Genomic DNA, 15099 nt, shown 5'->3' on the forward strand with positions numbered 1-15099 from the left:
GAGATCGGTTCTGACGATCCGGGCCCGTCGGCCGCCGTGTTCCGACCGATCTCCGTGCCGCGTCGGAGGCCTCGTCGGAACCGTCGGCCCTGCTTCTCGGCGGCCTGGCACCGGCTGCGACGTTCGTCGGTGGTCCGCCCATCGGATCGGATGCGGTCGGCAGGCTTCCGAAGCGATCCGCCACCGAGCCGATCGGATCGCCCCGCCCCTTCGGGCCGCCGATCGTGTGAAGCCGTGCGGCGGGTGCGAGCCGCTCCCGGGGAACAGGGCGGGCTCGTTCCCCGGCCGGAGCGGTGTGCCGGTGCCCGAGACGGCGGATGCCGTGTCACCCGCTGAGAACCAGGGTGACACGGCATCGTCTGTCGCGTCGTCGAGCGTGGCGGTGTCCGCCGCGCAGGCGCAGGCCTCGGTGGCCGACCGCAGCGGGCTCAGAAGTCGCCGAAGTCCATGTCGCCCCCGCCGAAGTCGTCCCCGCCGCCGAAGTCGTCGCCACCGGAGTCGGCCTCGGCCTCGGCGTCTTCCTCTGCCTGTGCCTGGCCTGCCTCGAAGCCGTCGTCGTAGCCGTCGCCGTAGACGTCGGTGGGCACCCCGGACATCCCGGAGAACATCGCGCTGAACAGCAGCGCCGAACCGAGACCCCAGGCGCCTGCGACCAGCGCCGGCTTCCACCACGGCTCGCTGTACCAGCCCTGCGGCACCGGCCTGCCCGCGACCTCACCACCGGGGTAGTAGTGCGAGGCATGCTGGTCCGGCTGCGGCGAGGCGATCATCTGCCTGCCCTCGAACTCGACCTCGCGCTGCTCGGTCACCTTGCCCGCCCGCGTCTGACCGAAGAGGTCGGGCAGCTCGGGTCCGGGGTCGATCCCCATGGCGGTACGCGCGGCCCGCACGTAGTACAGGCCCTCCATCGCGGTCTGGGTGACGAGATTGCACTGCTCTGCAGTGCGGGCCTGCTCCATCTGCGAGCCTGCGGCCGTGTAGCGCTCGGACGCGTCGGCCATGGCCTGCTTCGACGCGTCGTTCGTGCCGGTCAGGTTGATCACCTGACCGCCGAGGCGCTCGACCCAGCGGCGGGCGTCGGCCTTCGCGTCGTCCAGCTCTTGCTGTTGCGCTTTCGCGCGTCGTTGCGCGAACACCACCGCCCCACCGACGACCACGATCGCGAGGACGATCAGAACGATTGCGGTGCCCACGGAATCCTCCTGTTCTCGGTGCGGCTGTGCCGCGAAACCGACGATTCAGACGTTACCGGTTGTGCGTATCGCCTGAGTCAAGACCCCGACCGAGTCGATCTAGTCGGCATATCGGTGTAGGGACAGGGAATCGTCGTCCCACGCCCGGACGTCGCATCGTGAGCAGTCCACTGTGGAGATATGTGTGCAGCCCGTCCGGGGGCTCCGTCCGGACGGGCTCGGCGGCTGCCTGCGGCGGGTCGCTCCGGAGTTCCGAGAGTCCGTCGACGTCAGAAGTCGACCGCGCAGTAGGGCATCGGATCGGCCAGGAATGACCGGGAGGCGGCGGCGACGGCGCCCGCACGGTGCTCCTGCACGAGGCCACTCGCGGCAAGCGTGCTCAGCCGGGTGGCACCGAGGAAGGCGGCGCCGAGGTCGGCGACCCCGATGGTGAGATCCGCCCGCTCGGCGGCGGCCGTCACCGTGGCGGCTCCCTCGTCGTCGACACGCAGCCGCCACCGCCCCTGATTCCACGGGCAGCGTGGGTCGACGATCTCCAGCACGACGTCCAGCGGCGCGGAGTAGCGCCGGGCGATCAGCGCTCGATCGACGTCCACCAACCGCAGCCACAACGCGTCCACGTCACTGCGCTCCGCCTGTCGTCGGTCGGCGAGCAGGCTGGTGATCGGGTCGTCGGTCGCGCACTTCTCGTAGCGGACCTCGCTGATCCAGTCGACGTCCAGCAGGTATCGCCACACGGCGGCGTGCCCGACGGGGCTGGTCGAGCCCAGCTCGACGACGCTCATCTGATACCTCGGCGCCGAGATGCTGCCGCCTGGCCGCACCCGATAGACGGCGTAGCCCTCGGGGTGCAGTGCGAAGTGCAGTCTGCTCGCACCACCCGTCCGCATCGCCTGTGTGTCCACCAGGGTGAACTCCCAGTGAGCAGCCGATCGCGACATCCAGCCGGTATGTGCTGCGGACCGGTCGTACAGCGCGGTGATCAGTGGCAGCGCCTCGGCCCGAGGCACCTCACGGACTCGATCGCCGCCGAGATCCACCTCCGGCCGGAACGGCGCCTTGCCCGGCACCGTGGTCTTGGCCCACTCGGTGGACACGCCGTAGCCGAACCGACGGTAGATGCCCGCCTCGGAGGCGCCGAGACCGGCGATCGGCTCCGCCCCCGCCTCGTGCAGACCGTGGAGCTGGGCGGTCATCAGTCTGCTCAGGATGCCGCGTCTGCGGTGTCCGAGTGCCGTCCCGACCCAGGTGACCGCCGCGACGGGGCTCTGCCACCCGCCGGGCAACGTGAGGGATCGGGTCAGCGCGCCCGCCCCGCCGACCAGTTCGGTTCCGTCGAAGACCCCGTGCACGCGGTCGATCTCCAGGAATCGTCGGTTGATCTCCCACACCTCCGGGTCCTCGAGCAGGAACGCTCCGGACAACACCGCCTCGAGCTGCTCGAAGTCGGCATCGGTGAGGGTTCGGGTGTGCAGATCATCTCGGGTCATGGGCCTGTCCTACTCGGTGACACCGAGAGAACCAAGGGAATTGTCGGCGGCGGGCGTGGCGCCGGGCACGGGGTGCTCCCGCCGACGTCCGCACGGGCCTTCTCACAGGCAGGCAGGCTGGGAGACGACCGTCCAGGGACCGGCGATCGCTCAGCCGGTGGACATTCGTCGACACATCGCCGAAGATGCGGTTCGGCACGGCGGATGATTCCGCATCTCCGTCGTCATGGTGGCGATCGTCGACGATGTCTCGGAGAGGAGAGGAGGCGTGGTGGCACCTGTCCTGCGCGGAGCGGCCGTGGCGTTATGCGCTCTGCCGCTGCTCGGTTGCGGCGTCGCACCCGGATCGGTCGACGGCGGCTCGCCTGCTGCGACGGAGGAGTCCGATGCGGGAGAGACGCTCACGGGAGAGTTGACCGTCTTCGCCGCCGCGTCGCTCACCGACGGGTTCACCGAGCTGGCAGGCCGTTTCGAGGAGGCGAACCCGGGCGTCACGGTGCGACTGAGCTTCGCGGGCAGTGGCACCCTCGTGCAGCAGATCGAACACGGCGCACCGGCCGACGTGCTGGCCACCGCCGACATCCCGACCATGGACCGGGCGGTGGACGCGGGCCTGACCGCCTCGGACGCGGTCGTCTTCGCCTCGAACCGGCTGCAGATCGCCGTGCCGCCGGACGATCCGGCGAACGTCCAGGGCCTCGCCGACCTGGCGCAGCCTGCGAACACCATCGCGCTGTGCGCTGTCGAGGTGCCGTGTGGCGCGGCGGCCGAGGCGGTCTTCGATCTGGCCGGACTCGAGCCGGCTCCGGACACCAGAGAGCAGGACGTCAAGGCGGTGCTGACCAAGATCGTGCTGGGTGAGGCCGATGCCGGGCTGGTGTACCGCACCGACATCCGGGCGGCGGGTGAGACGGTGCGCGGCGTCGACTTCCCCGAGGCCGCTCAGGTCGTCAACGACTACCCCGTCGCCGTCGTCACGGAGGCGCCGCAGGCCCTGCTGGCCGAGGCGTTCATCGACTCCGTGCGTTCCGAGACAGGCGAAGAGGCGCTGACCGACCTCGGCTTCGATCTCCCGTGAGTCCCCGGTCCTCTCGGATGCCTGCCGGTCGGGCCCGCCGCCGATCGCGGGTCCTCGGCGTTCCACCGATGCTGATCCTGCCCGCGGGACTGGCCGCCGTCTTCCTGATCGGACCGCTGGTCGGCCTGCTGGCCGCCGCCCCGTGGGCCGAGCTGCCCGCGCGGTTGGCCACCCCGGAGGTGCGCTCGGCACTGCGACTCTCCCTGCTGTGCGCGACCTTGGCGACCGTGCTGTGTCTCCTGCTGGGCGTACCGCTGGCGTGGGTGCTGGCGCGAGCCGAATTCCCCGGCCGTCGGGTGCTGCGAGCGCTGATCACGCTGCCGCTGGTGCTGCCGCCCGTGGTCGGCGGCGTGGCACTGCTGTTGTTCCTGGGACGACGGGGCCTGGTCGGGGAGCAACTGCACACCTGGTTCGGGGTGTCGATCCCCTTCACCACCCTGGCCGTCGTACTCGCCGAGGCCTTCGTGGCGATGCCGTTCCTGGTTCTCTCGGTGGAGGGCGCCCTCCGCGGCGCCGATCGACGATTCGAGGAGGCGGCGGCCACCCTGGGGGCCTCGCGGTGGCTCGTCTTCCGCCGCGTCACCCTCCCCTCGGTCGCGCCGGGCGTGCTTGCGGGGGCGGTGCTCTGCTGGGCGCGGGCGCTCGGCGAATTCGGCGCCACCATCACCTTCGCGGGCAGCCTGCCCGGTGCGACCCAGACCATGCCCTCCGCCGTGTACGTCGCCCTGCAGACCAGTCCGGACGCCGCCGTGGTCCTGAGTCTGCTGCTGCTGACGGTCTGCGTGCTGGTGCTGGTGTCGTTGCGGGAACGGTGGACGGGCGGGCTGCGATGACTCTCGATGCTCGGCTGATCGTGCGCCGCGACACCGGATTCCGACTCGATCTCGCCCTGCGCGTCCGGCCGGGGGAGGTCGTGGCCCTGTTGGGGCCCAACGGCGCGGGCAAGACCACCGCATTGCGGGCGCTCGCGGGCCTGCTCCCCGTGGACGAGGGGCGGATCGAGCTGGCGGGCGAGGTTGTCGACGAGCCGGGCAGGCCGGATCGCTTCGTCCCGCCGGAGCGAAGGAACCTCGGTGTCGTCTTCCAGGATCACCGGCTGTTCGGGCATCTCAGCGCACTGGAGAACGTCGCCTTCGGTCCGAGGGCACGAGGCGTGCGGCGGCGAGTCGCCCGAGCGTCGGCGATGGAGTGGCTGGGCAGGCTGGGCCTCGCCGAGCTCGCCCGCAGGCTGCCCGCCCGGCTGTCCGGTGGTCAGGCACAGCGGGTCGCACTCGCCAGGGCATTGGCCGTCCGGCCCGGCCTGCTGTTGTTGGACGAGCCGACGGCGGCTCTGGACGCGGGCTCCCGGCTGGCGGTCCGTGCCGAACTGAGCAGGCAACTCGCCGACTTCGACGGCTGTGCGGTGCTGGTCACCCACGACCCCTTGGACGCGATGGCGCTGGCGACGCGGCTGGTCGTCCTGGAAGCGGGGTCCGTGGTCCAGGACGGCACCCCCGCCGAGGTCGCGACGCGACCCCGCACCGACTACGTCGCAGCCCTGGTCGGTCTGAACCTGTGCCGAGGGACGGTCGACGGCGCCGACGTCGAGATCGAGGGTTTCGGCAGGGTCGCCCAGGCCGGTGGGCGATCCGAGACCGGCTCGGTCCTCGTCGCCTTCCCGCCCGCTGCGGTGACCCTGCATCGCGAGGCGGTCCCCTGCAGCCGCCCGGTCACCGTCGCCGAGGTGGCCGCAGGGGGCATCGGCGTGCGCGTGCGGCTGGCCGATCCACCGGGGATCTCGGCCGACGTGACCCCGGCGGCGATGGCCGAACTCGGTCTCGCGGCGGGCGCGCGGCTGTGGGCGGCGGTGCGGCCCGACGAGGTGCGGTGCTATCCGCCGTGAACGAGCGGGGCGTTCGGCAGGCAGGCCCGCGCCCCGGATCGATCCGGGCGCCGTGCCGAGCAATGGCGGCGGCCTCGTCACCGGGTGGGATGCAGGCGGCCCGGACGAGGTCTCAGGGCGTCACGACCGGGGCAGGAGCAGGGACGAACCGCATCCTGGTGCTTCAGACAGGGGCGCGTCGGTGGCCTGCGCCTGTCGCCGGACGCCGGAGATCCGTTGCCGTGCCCCTCGCGGTCCCTCGATCACCGGGTCGTGCGAAAACTGATGTTCACCGCGACGATGGCCAGCCAGACGATCACCAGCGTCCCGGCGCCGACCGGCGCGAGGATCGTGATCGGGACGGCGAGGGCGAGCGAGATGATCGCCAGCGCGAGCGACTGGCTGTCCTTGCGCCTGCGGTCCGACCGATCCGACGCGGACGTGTCGGTGCGCGCGGCCAGCTCGGCCGCGACTCGCTCCTCGACCCGCCGGTCGATCGACTCCCCGGTGCGTTCGAGGAATGACGCGATCACCGCCTCCTCCGCGTCGGGACCGAGACTGCGACGTGCTGCGAGGCTGCCCGCGAGGTCGTCCGCGACAGCGGAGTGCGGGGGTGTGCTGCCTGCAGGTGGTTCGGCGGACATGATCCTCACTCTAGGCCGGGTGGCCGCGTCGCCTGCGGGAATTCACGCATTCGGCCGCCGGGTGACCAGGCGGAATCGCTGAGCGACCACCATCGTGTCGTCGTTCACGGTGAAGGCCGGATGTCGCCCCGACGCCCCGGTGGCTCGTCGGGCCGAGAGCGGCGGCGGACTACCAGCGACCGCAGCGGCGCGGCCTGCAGCCGGTCCGCCTACGGCACGCGGTGCTCAGGCCGTCCTGCTCCACGACGGCCACGACCAGTCGCGCACCTCGGGCAGGTCCTCGCCTCGGGTCGTCACATATCGCCGATGCCTGATGAGCGCGTCCTGGAACTCCTGACGCGCATACGCGGCCGTCGGGCCGAGCCGGGGCACCCGGTCGATCACGTCCATCGCGAGGTGGAAGCGGTCGATGCCGTTGAGCACGCACATGTCGAAGGGCGTCGTGGTGGTGCCCTCCTCGTTGTAGCCGCGCACGTGGAAGTTCTCGTGGTTGGCCCGTCGGTACGTCAGTCGATGGATCAACCACGGGTAGCCGTGGTAGGCGAAGATCACCGGCCGGTCGGTGGTGAAGAGCGAGTCGAAGTCGGCATCGGGCAGCCCGTGGGGATGCTGCCGTTCGTCCTGCAACCGCATCAGATCCACCACGTTGACGACGCGCAGCCGCAGCTCGGGCAGCCGGGTCCGCAGCAGGCTCACAGCCGCGAGGACCTCCTTGGTCGGCACGTCGCCCGCACAGCCGAGCACCGCGTCGACGTCGCCGTCCTCGTCGTTGCTCGCCCAGTCCCAGATGCCGATCCCCTTGATGCAGTGCGTCGCGGCCGACTCGACGTCCAGGTACTGCGCCTCCGGCTGCTTGCCTGCCACGATGACGTTGACGTAGTCCCTGCTGCGCAGGCAGTGATCGGCGATCGAGAGCAGCGTGTTCGCGTCCGGCGGCAGGTAGACGCGGACGACCTCGGCCTTCTTGTTCATGACGTGGTCGATGAATCCCGGGTCCTGGTGGGAGAAGCCGTTGTGGTCCTGCTGCCAGACGTGGGAGGTCAACAGGTAGTTGAGGGAGGCGATCGGCCTGCGCCACGTCAGCTCACGCGAGACCTTTAGCCACTTGGCGTGCTGATTGAACATCGAGTCCACGATGTGCACGAAGGCTTCGTAACAGGAGAACAGGCCGTGTCTTCCGGTGAGCAGATAACCCTCCAGCCAGCCCTGACAGGTGTGCTCGGAGAGCATCTCCATCAGCCTGCCGTCCGGGACCAGTGCCGCGTCGTCGTCCGGACGGGCCTCGGCGATCCAGGCGCGGCCGGTGGCCTCCAGCACCGCGCCGAGCCGGTTGGAGTTGTTCTCGTCCGGCGAGAACAGTCGGAAGGTGCCCTCGGCCTCGTTCGCCCGCAGCACGTCACGCAGGAACTCGCCGAGCACGCCGGTGGCGGAGGCCTTGGTGCCGCCGGGGCGGTCCACCCCCACCGCGTAGTCGCGGAAGTCGGGCAGTCGCAACGCCCGCAGCAGCAGGCCGCCGTTGGCGTGCGGGCTGGCGCTCATCCGGCGGGTGCCCGCCGGGTGCAGCTCCCGGATCTCGCGGATCGGAGCGCCGTCGGGCTGGAAGAGCGCGGCCGGGTCGTAGCCCCGCAGCCAGGCGTCGAGCAGCCGGAGCTGATCCGGGTCCTCCCTCGGCGCGGGCAGCGGTACCTGATGGGCGCGCCAGGAGCCCTCCACCCGCCTGCCGTGCAGGGTCGCCGGACCGGTCCAGCCCTTCGGGGTGCGCAGCACGATCATCGGCCAGCGCGGCCGTTCCATCGTGCCTCGACCGCGGGCCCGGTCCTGGATCGCGGCGATGTCGTCCAGACAGGCGTCGAGGGCGCCCGCGAAGGCATGGTGCATCGCCACCGGGTCGCGACCGCTGACGAACCACGGCTCGTGTCCGTAGCCGCGCAGCAGCGAGCGCAGCTCCTCTTCTGGGATGCGGGCCAGCACCGTGGGACCGGCGATCTTGAATCCGTTGAGGTGCAGGATCGGCAGCACGGCGCCGTCCCGAGCGGGGTCGACGAACTTGGTCGAGTGCCATGCGGTCGCCAGTGGTCCGGTCTCGGCCTCGCCGTCGCCGATCACACACGCCACCGTGAGCCCGGGGTTGTCGAACGCCGCGCCGTAGGCATGGGCCAGGGAGTAACCGAGTTCGCCGCCTTCGTTGATCGAGCCCGGCGTCTCCGGCGCCGCGTGACTGGGGATGCCGCCGGGAAACGAGAACTGGGTGAACAGTCGGCGCAGCCCGGGGAGATCCTGACCGACGTCCGGGTATATCTCGCCGTAGCTGCCCTCCAGCCAGGAGGCCGCGACCATGCCGGGACCGCCGTGGCCGGGACCGGTCACGTACATCATCTCCAGGTCACGCCGCATGATCGCGCGGTTCAGATGGGCGTAGACGAAGGTCAGGCCCGGTGTGGTCCCCCAGTGCCCGAGCAGCCTGGGCTTGATGTGCTCTGGGCGCAGTGGCTCCCGCAGCAGCGGGTTGTCCATGAGATAGATCTGCCCGACCGAGAGGTAGTTAGCCGCCTGCCACCACCGGTGGAGGTTCTGCAGTTCGGCGTCGGTGAGAGTTCCGCTCCGCGGATCGGTCCCGACCGTCATCCTCGCCTCCTCTACCCGCACGGCTCCTCGGCGTCTGCCCTGCTCAGCGTGCCCGGTGGGCAGCCAGTCGAAACGCGGACAAGCCGGCCGGGGCGGCTCCGCGGTCTGGGGAGGTCGCGTGCGTCGTACGACCGACACGAGTTTGTAGGTTATTCACAAACTTCGCCGCTGGGTCGGTGAACCGTTGATCGGTACAGCGCCTCGCGTTACGCTCCGTCTGCTCGATGCGTTGAAAAGCTACTCATCATGGTTCTGGGGGGAACTGAGAGTCGCCTCTCTCGCCGGTCTCGGAGTGGGCTGACATTCGGTTCCGCCAAGCTCGTATTGACATCACGGGCTTAGTGAAAACGATTCTCCAGACGGACCGAATCGTCGACGATTCCGTTCAGTCCATTCGAAGGCACCCCTCGGAGGATGTCGAGTGTTCGAACCAGATCGATCAAGACGTGGTTTCCTGGGATTAACCGGCGGCGTCCTTGCCGCCGGTGTGGCGATGACGGTGCTCGCGCCTGCCGCAGCGGCCGCCGCCGTCGGTCAGGGCGCGGCAGCCGGGCCCGGCTCCGCGGATCTCGTACGTGGCGCCGTGGACGAGTTCACCGGTGAGCCCCTGGACGCCGGGGTCGCTTGTCAGCAGGGAGGCCACCGATGACGACCTTCGTGAGCCGAGCGAGCTGGGGAGCCAGAGCGCCCAGGAACGTCTCGAACAACATCACGCCGCAGAACGGCGGGGTGACCGTGCATTACGTGGGCAGTGGCAACGTCGCCCGTCCCGATCATTCGCAGTGCGCGGCGCAGGTCCGGGGAATTCAGAACGGCCACATGGACGGCAACGGCTGGGCCGACATCGCCTACACGCATCTCGTCTGTGTCCACGATTACGTCTTCCACGGCCGAGGTCCGAACGTCCGGACGGCGGCCAATGGAACCAATCCCGGAAATCAGAACTGGTATGGGGTGTGCGCTCTCATCGGAGATGCGGACACCGTTCCCGCCGGGCTGACCGCGGGCATCAGATCGGCCATCGCCAACCTCCGCAGTGTGGGCAACGCCGCGAACGGCATCAACGGCCACCGTGACCACCTGGCCACCTCCTGTCCGGGCAGCAGGCTGTACGCGCTGGTCCAGGACGGCTCGCTGAATCCGGGTGGTGGCGGCGGCCCGTCGCCCGCGCCCGCCTGGCCCGGCGTCTACTTCCGCTATCCGCCGGTGACGACGCACAGCAGCGTGCGTACCTGGCAGCAGCAGATGCTCAATCGGGGCTGGTCGCTAGCCGTGGACGGCGCATACGGGGCCGGTTCGCGGGAGGTCTGTCTCGCCTTCCAGCGGGAGAAGGGCCTCGGCGCCGACGGCGTGGTGGGTCCCGCGACCTGGGCGGCCGCCTGGACCGCACCGCTCACCCGTGTCGAGGCTCTCACTCGGCAGACGCTCGCCGCGAGCAGCTAGGGCATCGCGCGGTCGAGGCACGACGTCGACGGTCGCCCTGCTCGGATTCGAACAGGGCGACCGTCGAGTGCGCAGATCTGTACTGCCTGCTGGAGCGGCGACGGGAATCGAACCCGCGTAGCCAGTTGGGAAGGCCTCGCCAGACTGGCGCACGTCGTCGCTGACCAGGGTGAACATCAGACACGCGGCACCACGACCGACCGTGATTGACCGCTCGTGATTCCACGCTAGTTCCACGGCCGGAGTTGCCGAGCCAGCCGGCCGGTTTTTTCGGCGTGAGACAACGAGTGCGCGTGGACGGGGCGTGGGAACATGCCGTTCAGCGTCGTTGTCGCGTCCGTGGACGACCAGCAGTGGCGGTGATGTGGGTGCGGTCGCCACGCAGTTCGTCTTTCGACCTCCATGCATGCTGCGTCTCGGTACACCGCTGTCAGCGACGGCTGAGGCGAGTCAGATTGCCCGGGTGCCGCCCGGTCAACGGGAACGAGGCCGCATGTCAGGTGCGAATGCGGCACCGTCGAGCAGCATCTCGACCTGCTTGATGAGCAAGGGCGTCTCCGCGACCGCGTCGAAGCCGCCGCCCGCCACCCGTGCGGCGAAGCCGTCGATCAACAGCATGATCCAGACAGCGAGCCGGTCCGCCGTGAGGTCGGTCCGGACGTCAGCCTGCCGCTGGGCCTCAGCCACGACACCCCTGAGCGAGGTCCGGATGGTGTCCTCCTCGACCTGCAGCGCTGCCGCGATCTCCGGGCGCATCGCCGCGGCACCGACGACGGGAATGAAGGCCGCGGCCCGTGGGTCGGTCAGGTCGGCGACGGCGTGTGTGACGTAGTCGAGCAGCGTCCGACGCGGGGCGACGTCGGACGCCCGCGTGGCGAAGAACGCGCGGGTCTCCTCAGCGCCGAGTTCCAGGATCGCCAGCAGAAGTGAGTCCTTGGTGGGGAAATGGTGAAAGAAGGTGCCCGACCCGATCCCCGCGATCCGGCAGATCTGGGCGGTGGTGGCTCCGACCCCGTGTTCGGCGAACGCCGTCAGGCCCGCGTCGATGATCTGGAGCCGACGGGCTCGCCGGAGCGCTGGATCGACAGGACGGGGCACGACCCCCACCCTAGTTAATGGAGTGGCCACTCGGTTAACGTGGCGGCATGTCGCTTCGCTGGGTCACGCTCGCCTCGGTGGCCGGGATCGCCGTCGGCGCACCCATCACGGCCGAGTACCTGCAGGCTTACCTGTCCTCCACCGGTGACCTGGCGGCCATGCTGATCGGACTGTTGATCTTCACCCCGCTCTACGGCGGTGCTGCATTGCTGATCCGGGAGATCGCGGTGCGTACTGGTCGGGGATGGACCGGGATCCTGCTGCTGGCCGCCGGGTTCGGTGTGGCGATGCCGGGCGTGGTCGACCTGGCGATGTTCGGGGCGGAACGGCCGGACATCCCCTACTGGGCCGAGCTGCGCGAACCAACGTTGATCGAGCCGCTGCAGCTGAGCGCATCGGCGACCCTGGGCTGGGTGATCGGCCACGTCGTGATGAGCATCGGTGCACCGTTGGCCGTCCACCAGGCGCTGGTTCCGTCCGTGCGTGGACGGCCACTGCTCGGCCGGTGGGGCATCGCCGTGACGCTGCTCCTGTGGCTGGGTGCGGCGGCACTCGTCCACGGCGACGGCCGTTCCACCTACGACTACGTTCCCTCGGCCGGTCAGGTGGTCGGCGTCCTCCTGGTCGTGGCCGTTCTCGTGGCGCTGGCCATGTCCCGTGTCGGCCAGCCGATCCGTGCGGCTCCTGACGGGCGTGCGGTCTCCGCAGCGTGGGTTCTCGGCGCGGGTGTCGTGGGCAAGGTCGCGTTCGATGTGTTGCCCTCGTCCTGGACCGGGTTCGCGATCGGTGTCGGACTCCTCGGTGCCGCCGTGGTCCTGCTCCGATGGTTCGCGGCGCGTCGACGCTGGAGCTCCCGCGAGATCGGGCTTCTCGGCACATCGATGATCATTGGCAGCGTGCTGATCGGGTTCGTCGCTCCGCTACCCGAGGGAGTGTCGTTCGCGGCCAAGCTCGGACAGGGAGCCGTCTTTCTCGTGCTGGCGATCGCGGTGACCGCGGCGGTGTACCGCACCACGTCAGAGGCGACTTCCGAGGAACGGATGAACGGGTGAAAACAACCGAACCTGTGCACTTCCGAGTGCGCATCTCGTCGGTACTTCTCGGCGTGATCCTGGCGATCGGACCGCCGGTGGGTGCCGCGCTGGGATTTCTCGTCGCGCCGGTCACCCATTGGCTGCTCGACGTGATTGACGGAGCCCCCGGCCCCCTTCGTCTTCTCGCGCTGATACCGACACCGTGGCTGGTCGGCGGTGGTGCCGTCGCCGGACTCCTCGTGGTGATGCTGCTCGTGCGGCAGATACTGCGGGAGACCACGGTTGTCGACGTCGGCGCCGACGCCGTCACCGTGCACCGCGACGAGACGTCCACTTATGTCGAGCGCGTGCGGATCGCCGCCGTGTTCGTCGACCCGCACGACCTAGTGTTGGTCGGCTCAGATGAACGTGAACTGTTGCGCCGGGACGCTGATATCGGGTCCCGCCGTCTCGCTGCCGCATTCCAGGCTGCGGGATACCCGTGGGCCGGGGACCGCGACCCGCAGGAGCACCGGTTCCGACCCTGGATCGACGGAACCCCCGACTTGCCCGCAGACATCCACGAAATACTGCGGCAACGCGGCCGGGAGCTGCGTGACAAGAACGGCGACAAGGCCGCCGACCTTCGGGAGCGACTACAGGACCTCGGCGTCATCGTCCGCGACCGCACCGCACGCAACGGTCAACAGTGGCGCTTCCTGACTGATCACGACACAACCCGTTTCAGTAAACTACCCAAACGCTCTACCGATCCGAAGGCGGGAAAGCATCCCAGCACGACGACGCCTCGTTCTGCCTGCAGCCCGCAGGCTGGTGACACCTGAGCTCAAGACCTCTTCGTCCCCAAGCAACCGGGACACCGGTTCGACGAGCGACGATGCCCAGGCCAGCGCGCTCGTTCAATCCGTGGACGTCTGCCGGGCCGCCGTCGTGATGGGCCCTTGTCAGGCAGTTGGTCAGGCAGGGCACGGCCCTGCTTCCCGCTTCTGGCGCCATCTCGTCGACCTGGAACAGCCCGATCACGTCGCGTACAGGGCAACCGCCCCACACGACTCGACACAGCCGGGCCGACGCCTCCACTGTCAGGCGTCTGCCTGGTCCCCGACCAGTATCCAGACGTGCCCGCCTGCGCGTTCAGACGGTTCGCACACTACCTCGCGCCGCGGTTTCGTCGTGTGAGGAGTCTGATCCGTGACGCGAAGCCGAGATGCCCGACCATCAGAAGCACAAGGAGATGATGCAGCATTCCGGAACTCTTGCGCTTCGAAGTCACTGCGGTCTGCCCCCATTCTATTGCTCCGACCTCTACATCGGCACGTCTAACGGGGAGTCAGGCATTGAATCTACTTTGCGCGCGTGCCGCCTGGGATCGACCGTTCGGCGCAACTCGCCACTCCGGCGACTCGACGAATTACGCAAGTGTGGGTTCGACCAAATTCTATCGCTGTAGTTCCCAGGCATCTTGCTTGGCTCGCGACTTGGTAATCCCACCACCAGATCGACAAGATCTCCTGGGAGACCAAGCAGGCTGCCTGAGCACAGGCTCTGGAACAGCGCTGACCAGCGGGAGATTTCTCCCGTCGGTCAGCGTCGTTTCTCGTTGTTGGCGGTCTCCCACGGCCCCACGGCGGCCCGGAGGCGACCCAGGAACGGCCCGTTGACCCCGCGAGCACAGCGCCGAGTACGCCGAAGACGGCACGGAGGGCCTGGTCTTCACCGGCGACCGGGACGGCCCGCTACGCCGGGGCAACTTCCACCGCGCCACCGCCTGGACCCGCACCGTGGTCGCCGCAGGCCTGCCGAGCGGCTTCCATTTCCACGACCTGCGCCACACCGGCAAACACCTCGCCGCCACGGCCGGAGCCCGCACCCGCGAGCTGATGCACCGGAAGGGCCACGGCTCCATGTGGGCCGTGCTGATCTACCAGCACGCCACGACCGAGCGGGGCCGCGCCATCGCCCAACGCCTCAACGACCTGGTCCGGCGCGACGACGACGGCCAATTGCACGTTAGTTGCACGGAACGACGACGGCGCCCCTCCCGAGACCGGGAGCAGGCGCCGTTTCCACCGGTAGAACCACTTGAGCGGGCGACGGGAATCGAACCCGCGTAGCCAGTTTGGAAGACTGGGGCTCTACCATTGAGCTACGCCCGCAAGTGCGCCTGACGGCGCTGCGATCGAAGTCTAGCGTGCCGCCGAGGGCCTTCGATGACGGGGTCGGATCTCGATCAGCGGCCGGGTGGATCACGCGGTCTCGGTCGCCTCGGCTGTGCGCTAGGATCTGCGCGACGGGCTGTAGCGCAGCTTGGTAGCGCATCCGCTTTGGGAGCGGAGGGTCGCAGGTTCAAATCCTGTCAGCCCGACCATGTGTGAGCAGGTGGGACCCGGAGGTCACGGGAACCGGCCGAGGCGGGGCCTCGTGATGTCCCACATTCTCGGTGTGGCCGGAGGAGTCGACGGCCCGGCCGCAGTCGTCGCACGCCTCCGTGACACCGGACGGGCGGCGCGGGTCATGAACGGTCTCGGCGTGGCGCCCGAACGCGAGGTGTGGCGCTCGCGAGCATCCCCATCGGTCGGGCCCTCGGCGACTTCGCCTAGAATCGCGCCGACAGGCGGCGCCCTGTGAGCCAG

12 protein-coding genes, 2 tRNA genes and 1 pseudogene are annotated in these 15099 nt (G+C 69.3%); 8 read left to right on the top strand and 7 right to left on the bottom strand.

Features of this window, described 5'->3' with window-relative positions; all coding sequences use genetic code 11:
• Window positions 1-428: 428 nt before the first annotated feature.
• Both UA75_RS08045 and UA75_RS08050 read right to left on the bottom strand, forming a co-directional pair.
• Window positions 429-1193 (bottom strand): hypothetical protein, encoded by a 765-nt coding sequence (locus tag UA75_RS08045; protein WP_075739717.1) that lies wholly within the window; start codon window positions 1191-1193, stop codon window positions 429-431.
• 269 nt (window positions 1194-1462) lie between these two features.
• On the bottom strand, window positions 1463-2683 hold the full coding sequence (locus UA75_RS08050; RefSeq protein WP_075739718.1) for a GNAT family N-acetyltransferase: 1221 nt from the start codon (window positions 2681-2683) through the stop codon (window positions 1463-1465).
• Window positions 2684-2951: 268 nt separating this feature from the next.
• Here UA75_RS08050 and modA point away from each other — a divergent pair, with 268 nt between their 5' ends.
• From modA to UA75_RS08065, 3 genes are all read left to right on the top strand, one after another.
• Window positions 2952-3761: a molybdate ABC transporter substrate-binding protein gene (gene modA / locus UA75_RS08055; RefSeq protein ID WP_232237672.1), complete on the top strand. Its 810-nt coding sequence runs from the start codon at window positions 2952-2954 to the stop codon at window positions 3759-3761.
• A gap of 68 nt (window positions 3762-3829) precedes the next feature.
• Window positions 3830-4594, top strand: a complete 765-nt coding sequence (locus tag UA75_RS08060) for an ABC transporter permease (protein ID WP_198042964.1) — start codon at window positions 3830-3832, stop codon at window positions 4592-4594.
• Window positions 4591-5643 carry an ABC transporter ATP-binding protein gene (locus UA75_RS08065; RefSeq protein WP_075743545.1) on the top strand — a complete coding sequence of 351 codons (1053 nt, stop codon included), beginning with the start codon at window positions 4591-4593 and terminating at the stop codon, window positions 5641-5643. The genes UA75_RS08060 and UA75_RS08065 overlap by 4 nt, the downstream gene beginning before the upstream one ends.
• 242 nt (window positions 5644-5885) lie before the next feature.
• Here the strand turns inward: UA75_RS08065 and UA75_RS08070 are convergent, their stop codons facing one another.
• The 3 genes from UA75_RS08070 to UA75_RS08080 all read right to left on the bottom strand — a co-directional run bounded on the left by UA75_RS08070 (window position 5886) and on the right by UA75_RS08080 (window position 9534).
• Window positions 5886-6266: a hypothetical protein gene (locus UA75_RS08070; protein WP_075739721.1), complete on the bottom strand. Its 381-nt coding sequence runs from the start codon at window positions 6264-6266 to the stop codon at window positions 5886-5888.
• A 225-nt stretch (window positions 6267-6491) separates the two neighbouring features.
• Window positions 6492-8891, bottom strand: coding sequence for a phosphoketolase (locus UA75_RS08075; RefSeq protein WP_075739722.1), 2400 nt, complete (start codon window positions 8889-8891; stop codon window positions 6492-6494).
• A 460-nt stretch (window positions 8892-9351) separates the two neighbouring features.
• Complete coding sequence (locus tag UA75_RS08080) at window positions 9352-9534, bottom strand: hypothetical protein (protein WP_075739723.1); 183 nt, start codon at window positions 9532-9534, stop codon at window positions 9352-9354.
• 2 nt (window positions 9535-9536) lie between these two features.
• On the opposite strand from UA75_RS08080, the gene UA75_RS08085 reads away from it, so the two are divergent.
• The gene (locus UA75_RS08085) at window positions 9537-10334 is read left to right on the top strand and encodes an N-acetylmuramoyl-L-alanine amidase (protein WP_075739724.1); all 798 of its coding nucleotides are present in this window, start codon (window positions 9537-9539) and stop codon (window positions 10332-10334) included.
• A gap of 474 nt (window positions 10335-10808) precedes the next feature.
• Here UA75_RS08085 and UA75_RS08090 read toward each other — a convergent pair whose 3' ends face one another.
• On the bottom strand, window positions 10809-11432 hold the full coding sequence (locus UA75_RS08090; protein WP_075743546.1) for a TetR/AcrR family transcriptional regulator: 624 nt from the start codon (window positions 11430-11432) through the stop codon (window positions 10809-10811).
• 47 nt (window positions 11433-11479) lie between these two features.
• On the opposite strand from UA75_RS08090, the gene UA75_RS08095 reads away from it, so the two are divergent.
• The 3 genes and pseudogenes from UA75_RS08095 to UA75_RS08105 all read left to right on the top strand — a co-directional run.
• Complete coding sequence (locus UA75_RS08095) at window positions 11480-12484, top strand: hypothetical protein (protein WP_075739725.1); 1005 nt, start codon at window positions 11480-11482, stop codon at window positions 12482-12484.
• Window positions 12481-13290 (top strand): hypothetical protein, encoded by an 810-nt coding sequence (locus UA75_RS08100; RefSeq protein ID WP_157434057.1) that lies wholly within the window; start codon window positions 12481-12483, stop codon window positions 13288-13290. The genes UA75_RS08095 and UA75_RS08100 overlap by 4 nt, the downstream gene beginning before the upstream one ends.
• A gap of 870 nt (window positions 13291-14160) precedes the next feature.
• Window positions 14161-14580: pseudogene (locus tag UA75_RS08105) on the top strand (tyrosine-type recombinase/integrase); the annotation flags it as partial.
• Here UA75_RS08105 and UA75_RS08110 read toward each other — a convergent pair.
• A tRNA-Gly gene (locus tag UA75_RS08110) sits at window positions 14552-14622 on the bottom strand. The pseudogene UA75_RS08105 and the gene UA75_RS08110 sit on opposite strands and share 29 nt — an antisense overlap.
• A 135-nt stretch (window positions 14623-14757) precedes the next feature.
• On the opposite strand from UA75_RS08110, the gene UA75_RS08115 reads away from it, so the two are divergent.
• Window positions 14758-14834 (top strand) — tRNA-Pro (locus UA75_RS08115).
• The last annotated feature ends 265 nt before the right edge of the window (window positions 14835-15099 follow it).

Source organism: Actinoalloteichus sp. GBA129-24, assembly GCF_001941645.1.
Taxonomy (GTDB): domain Bacteria; phylum Actinomycetota; class Actinomycetes; order Mycobacteriales; family Pseudonocardiaceae; genus Actinoalloteichus_A; species Actinoalloteichus_A fjordicus.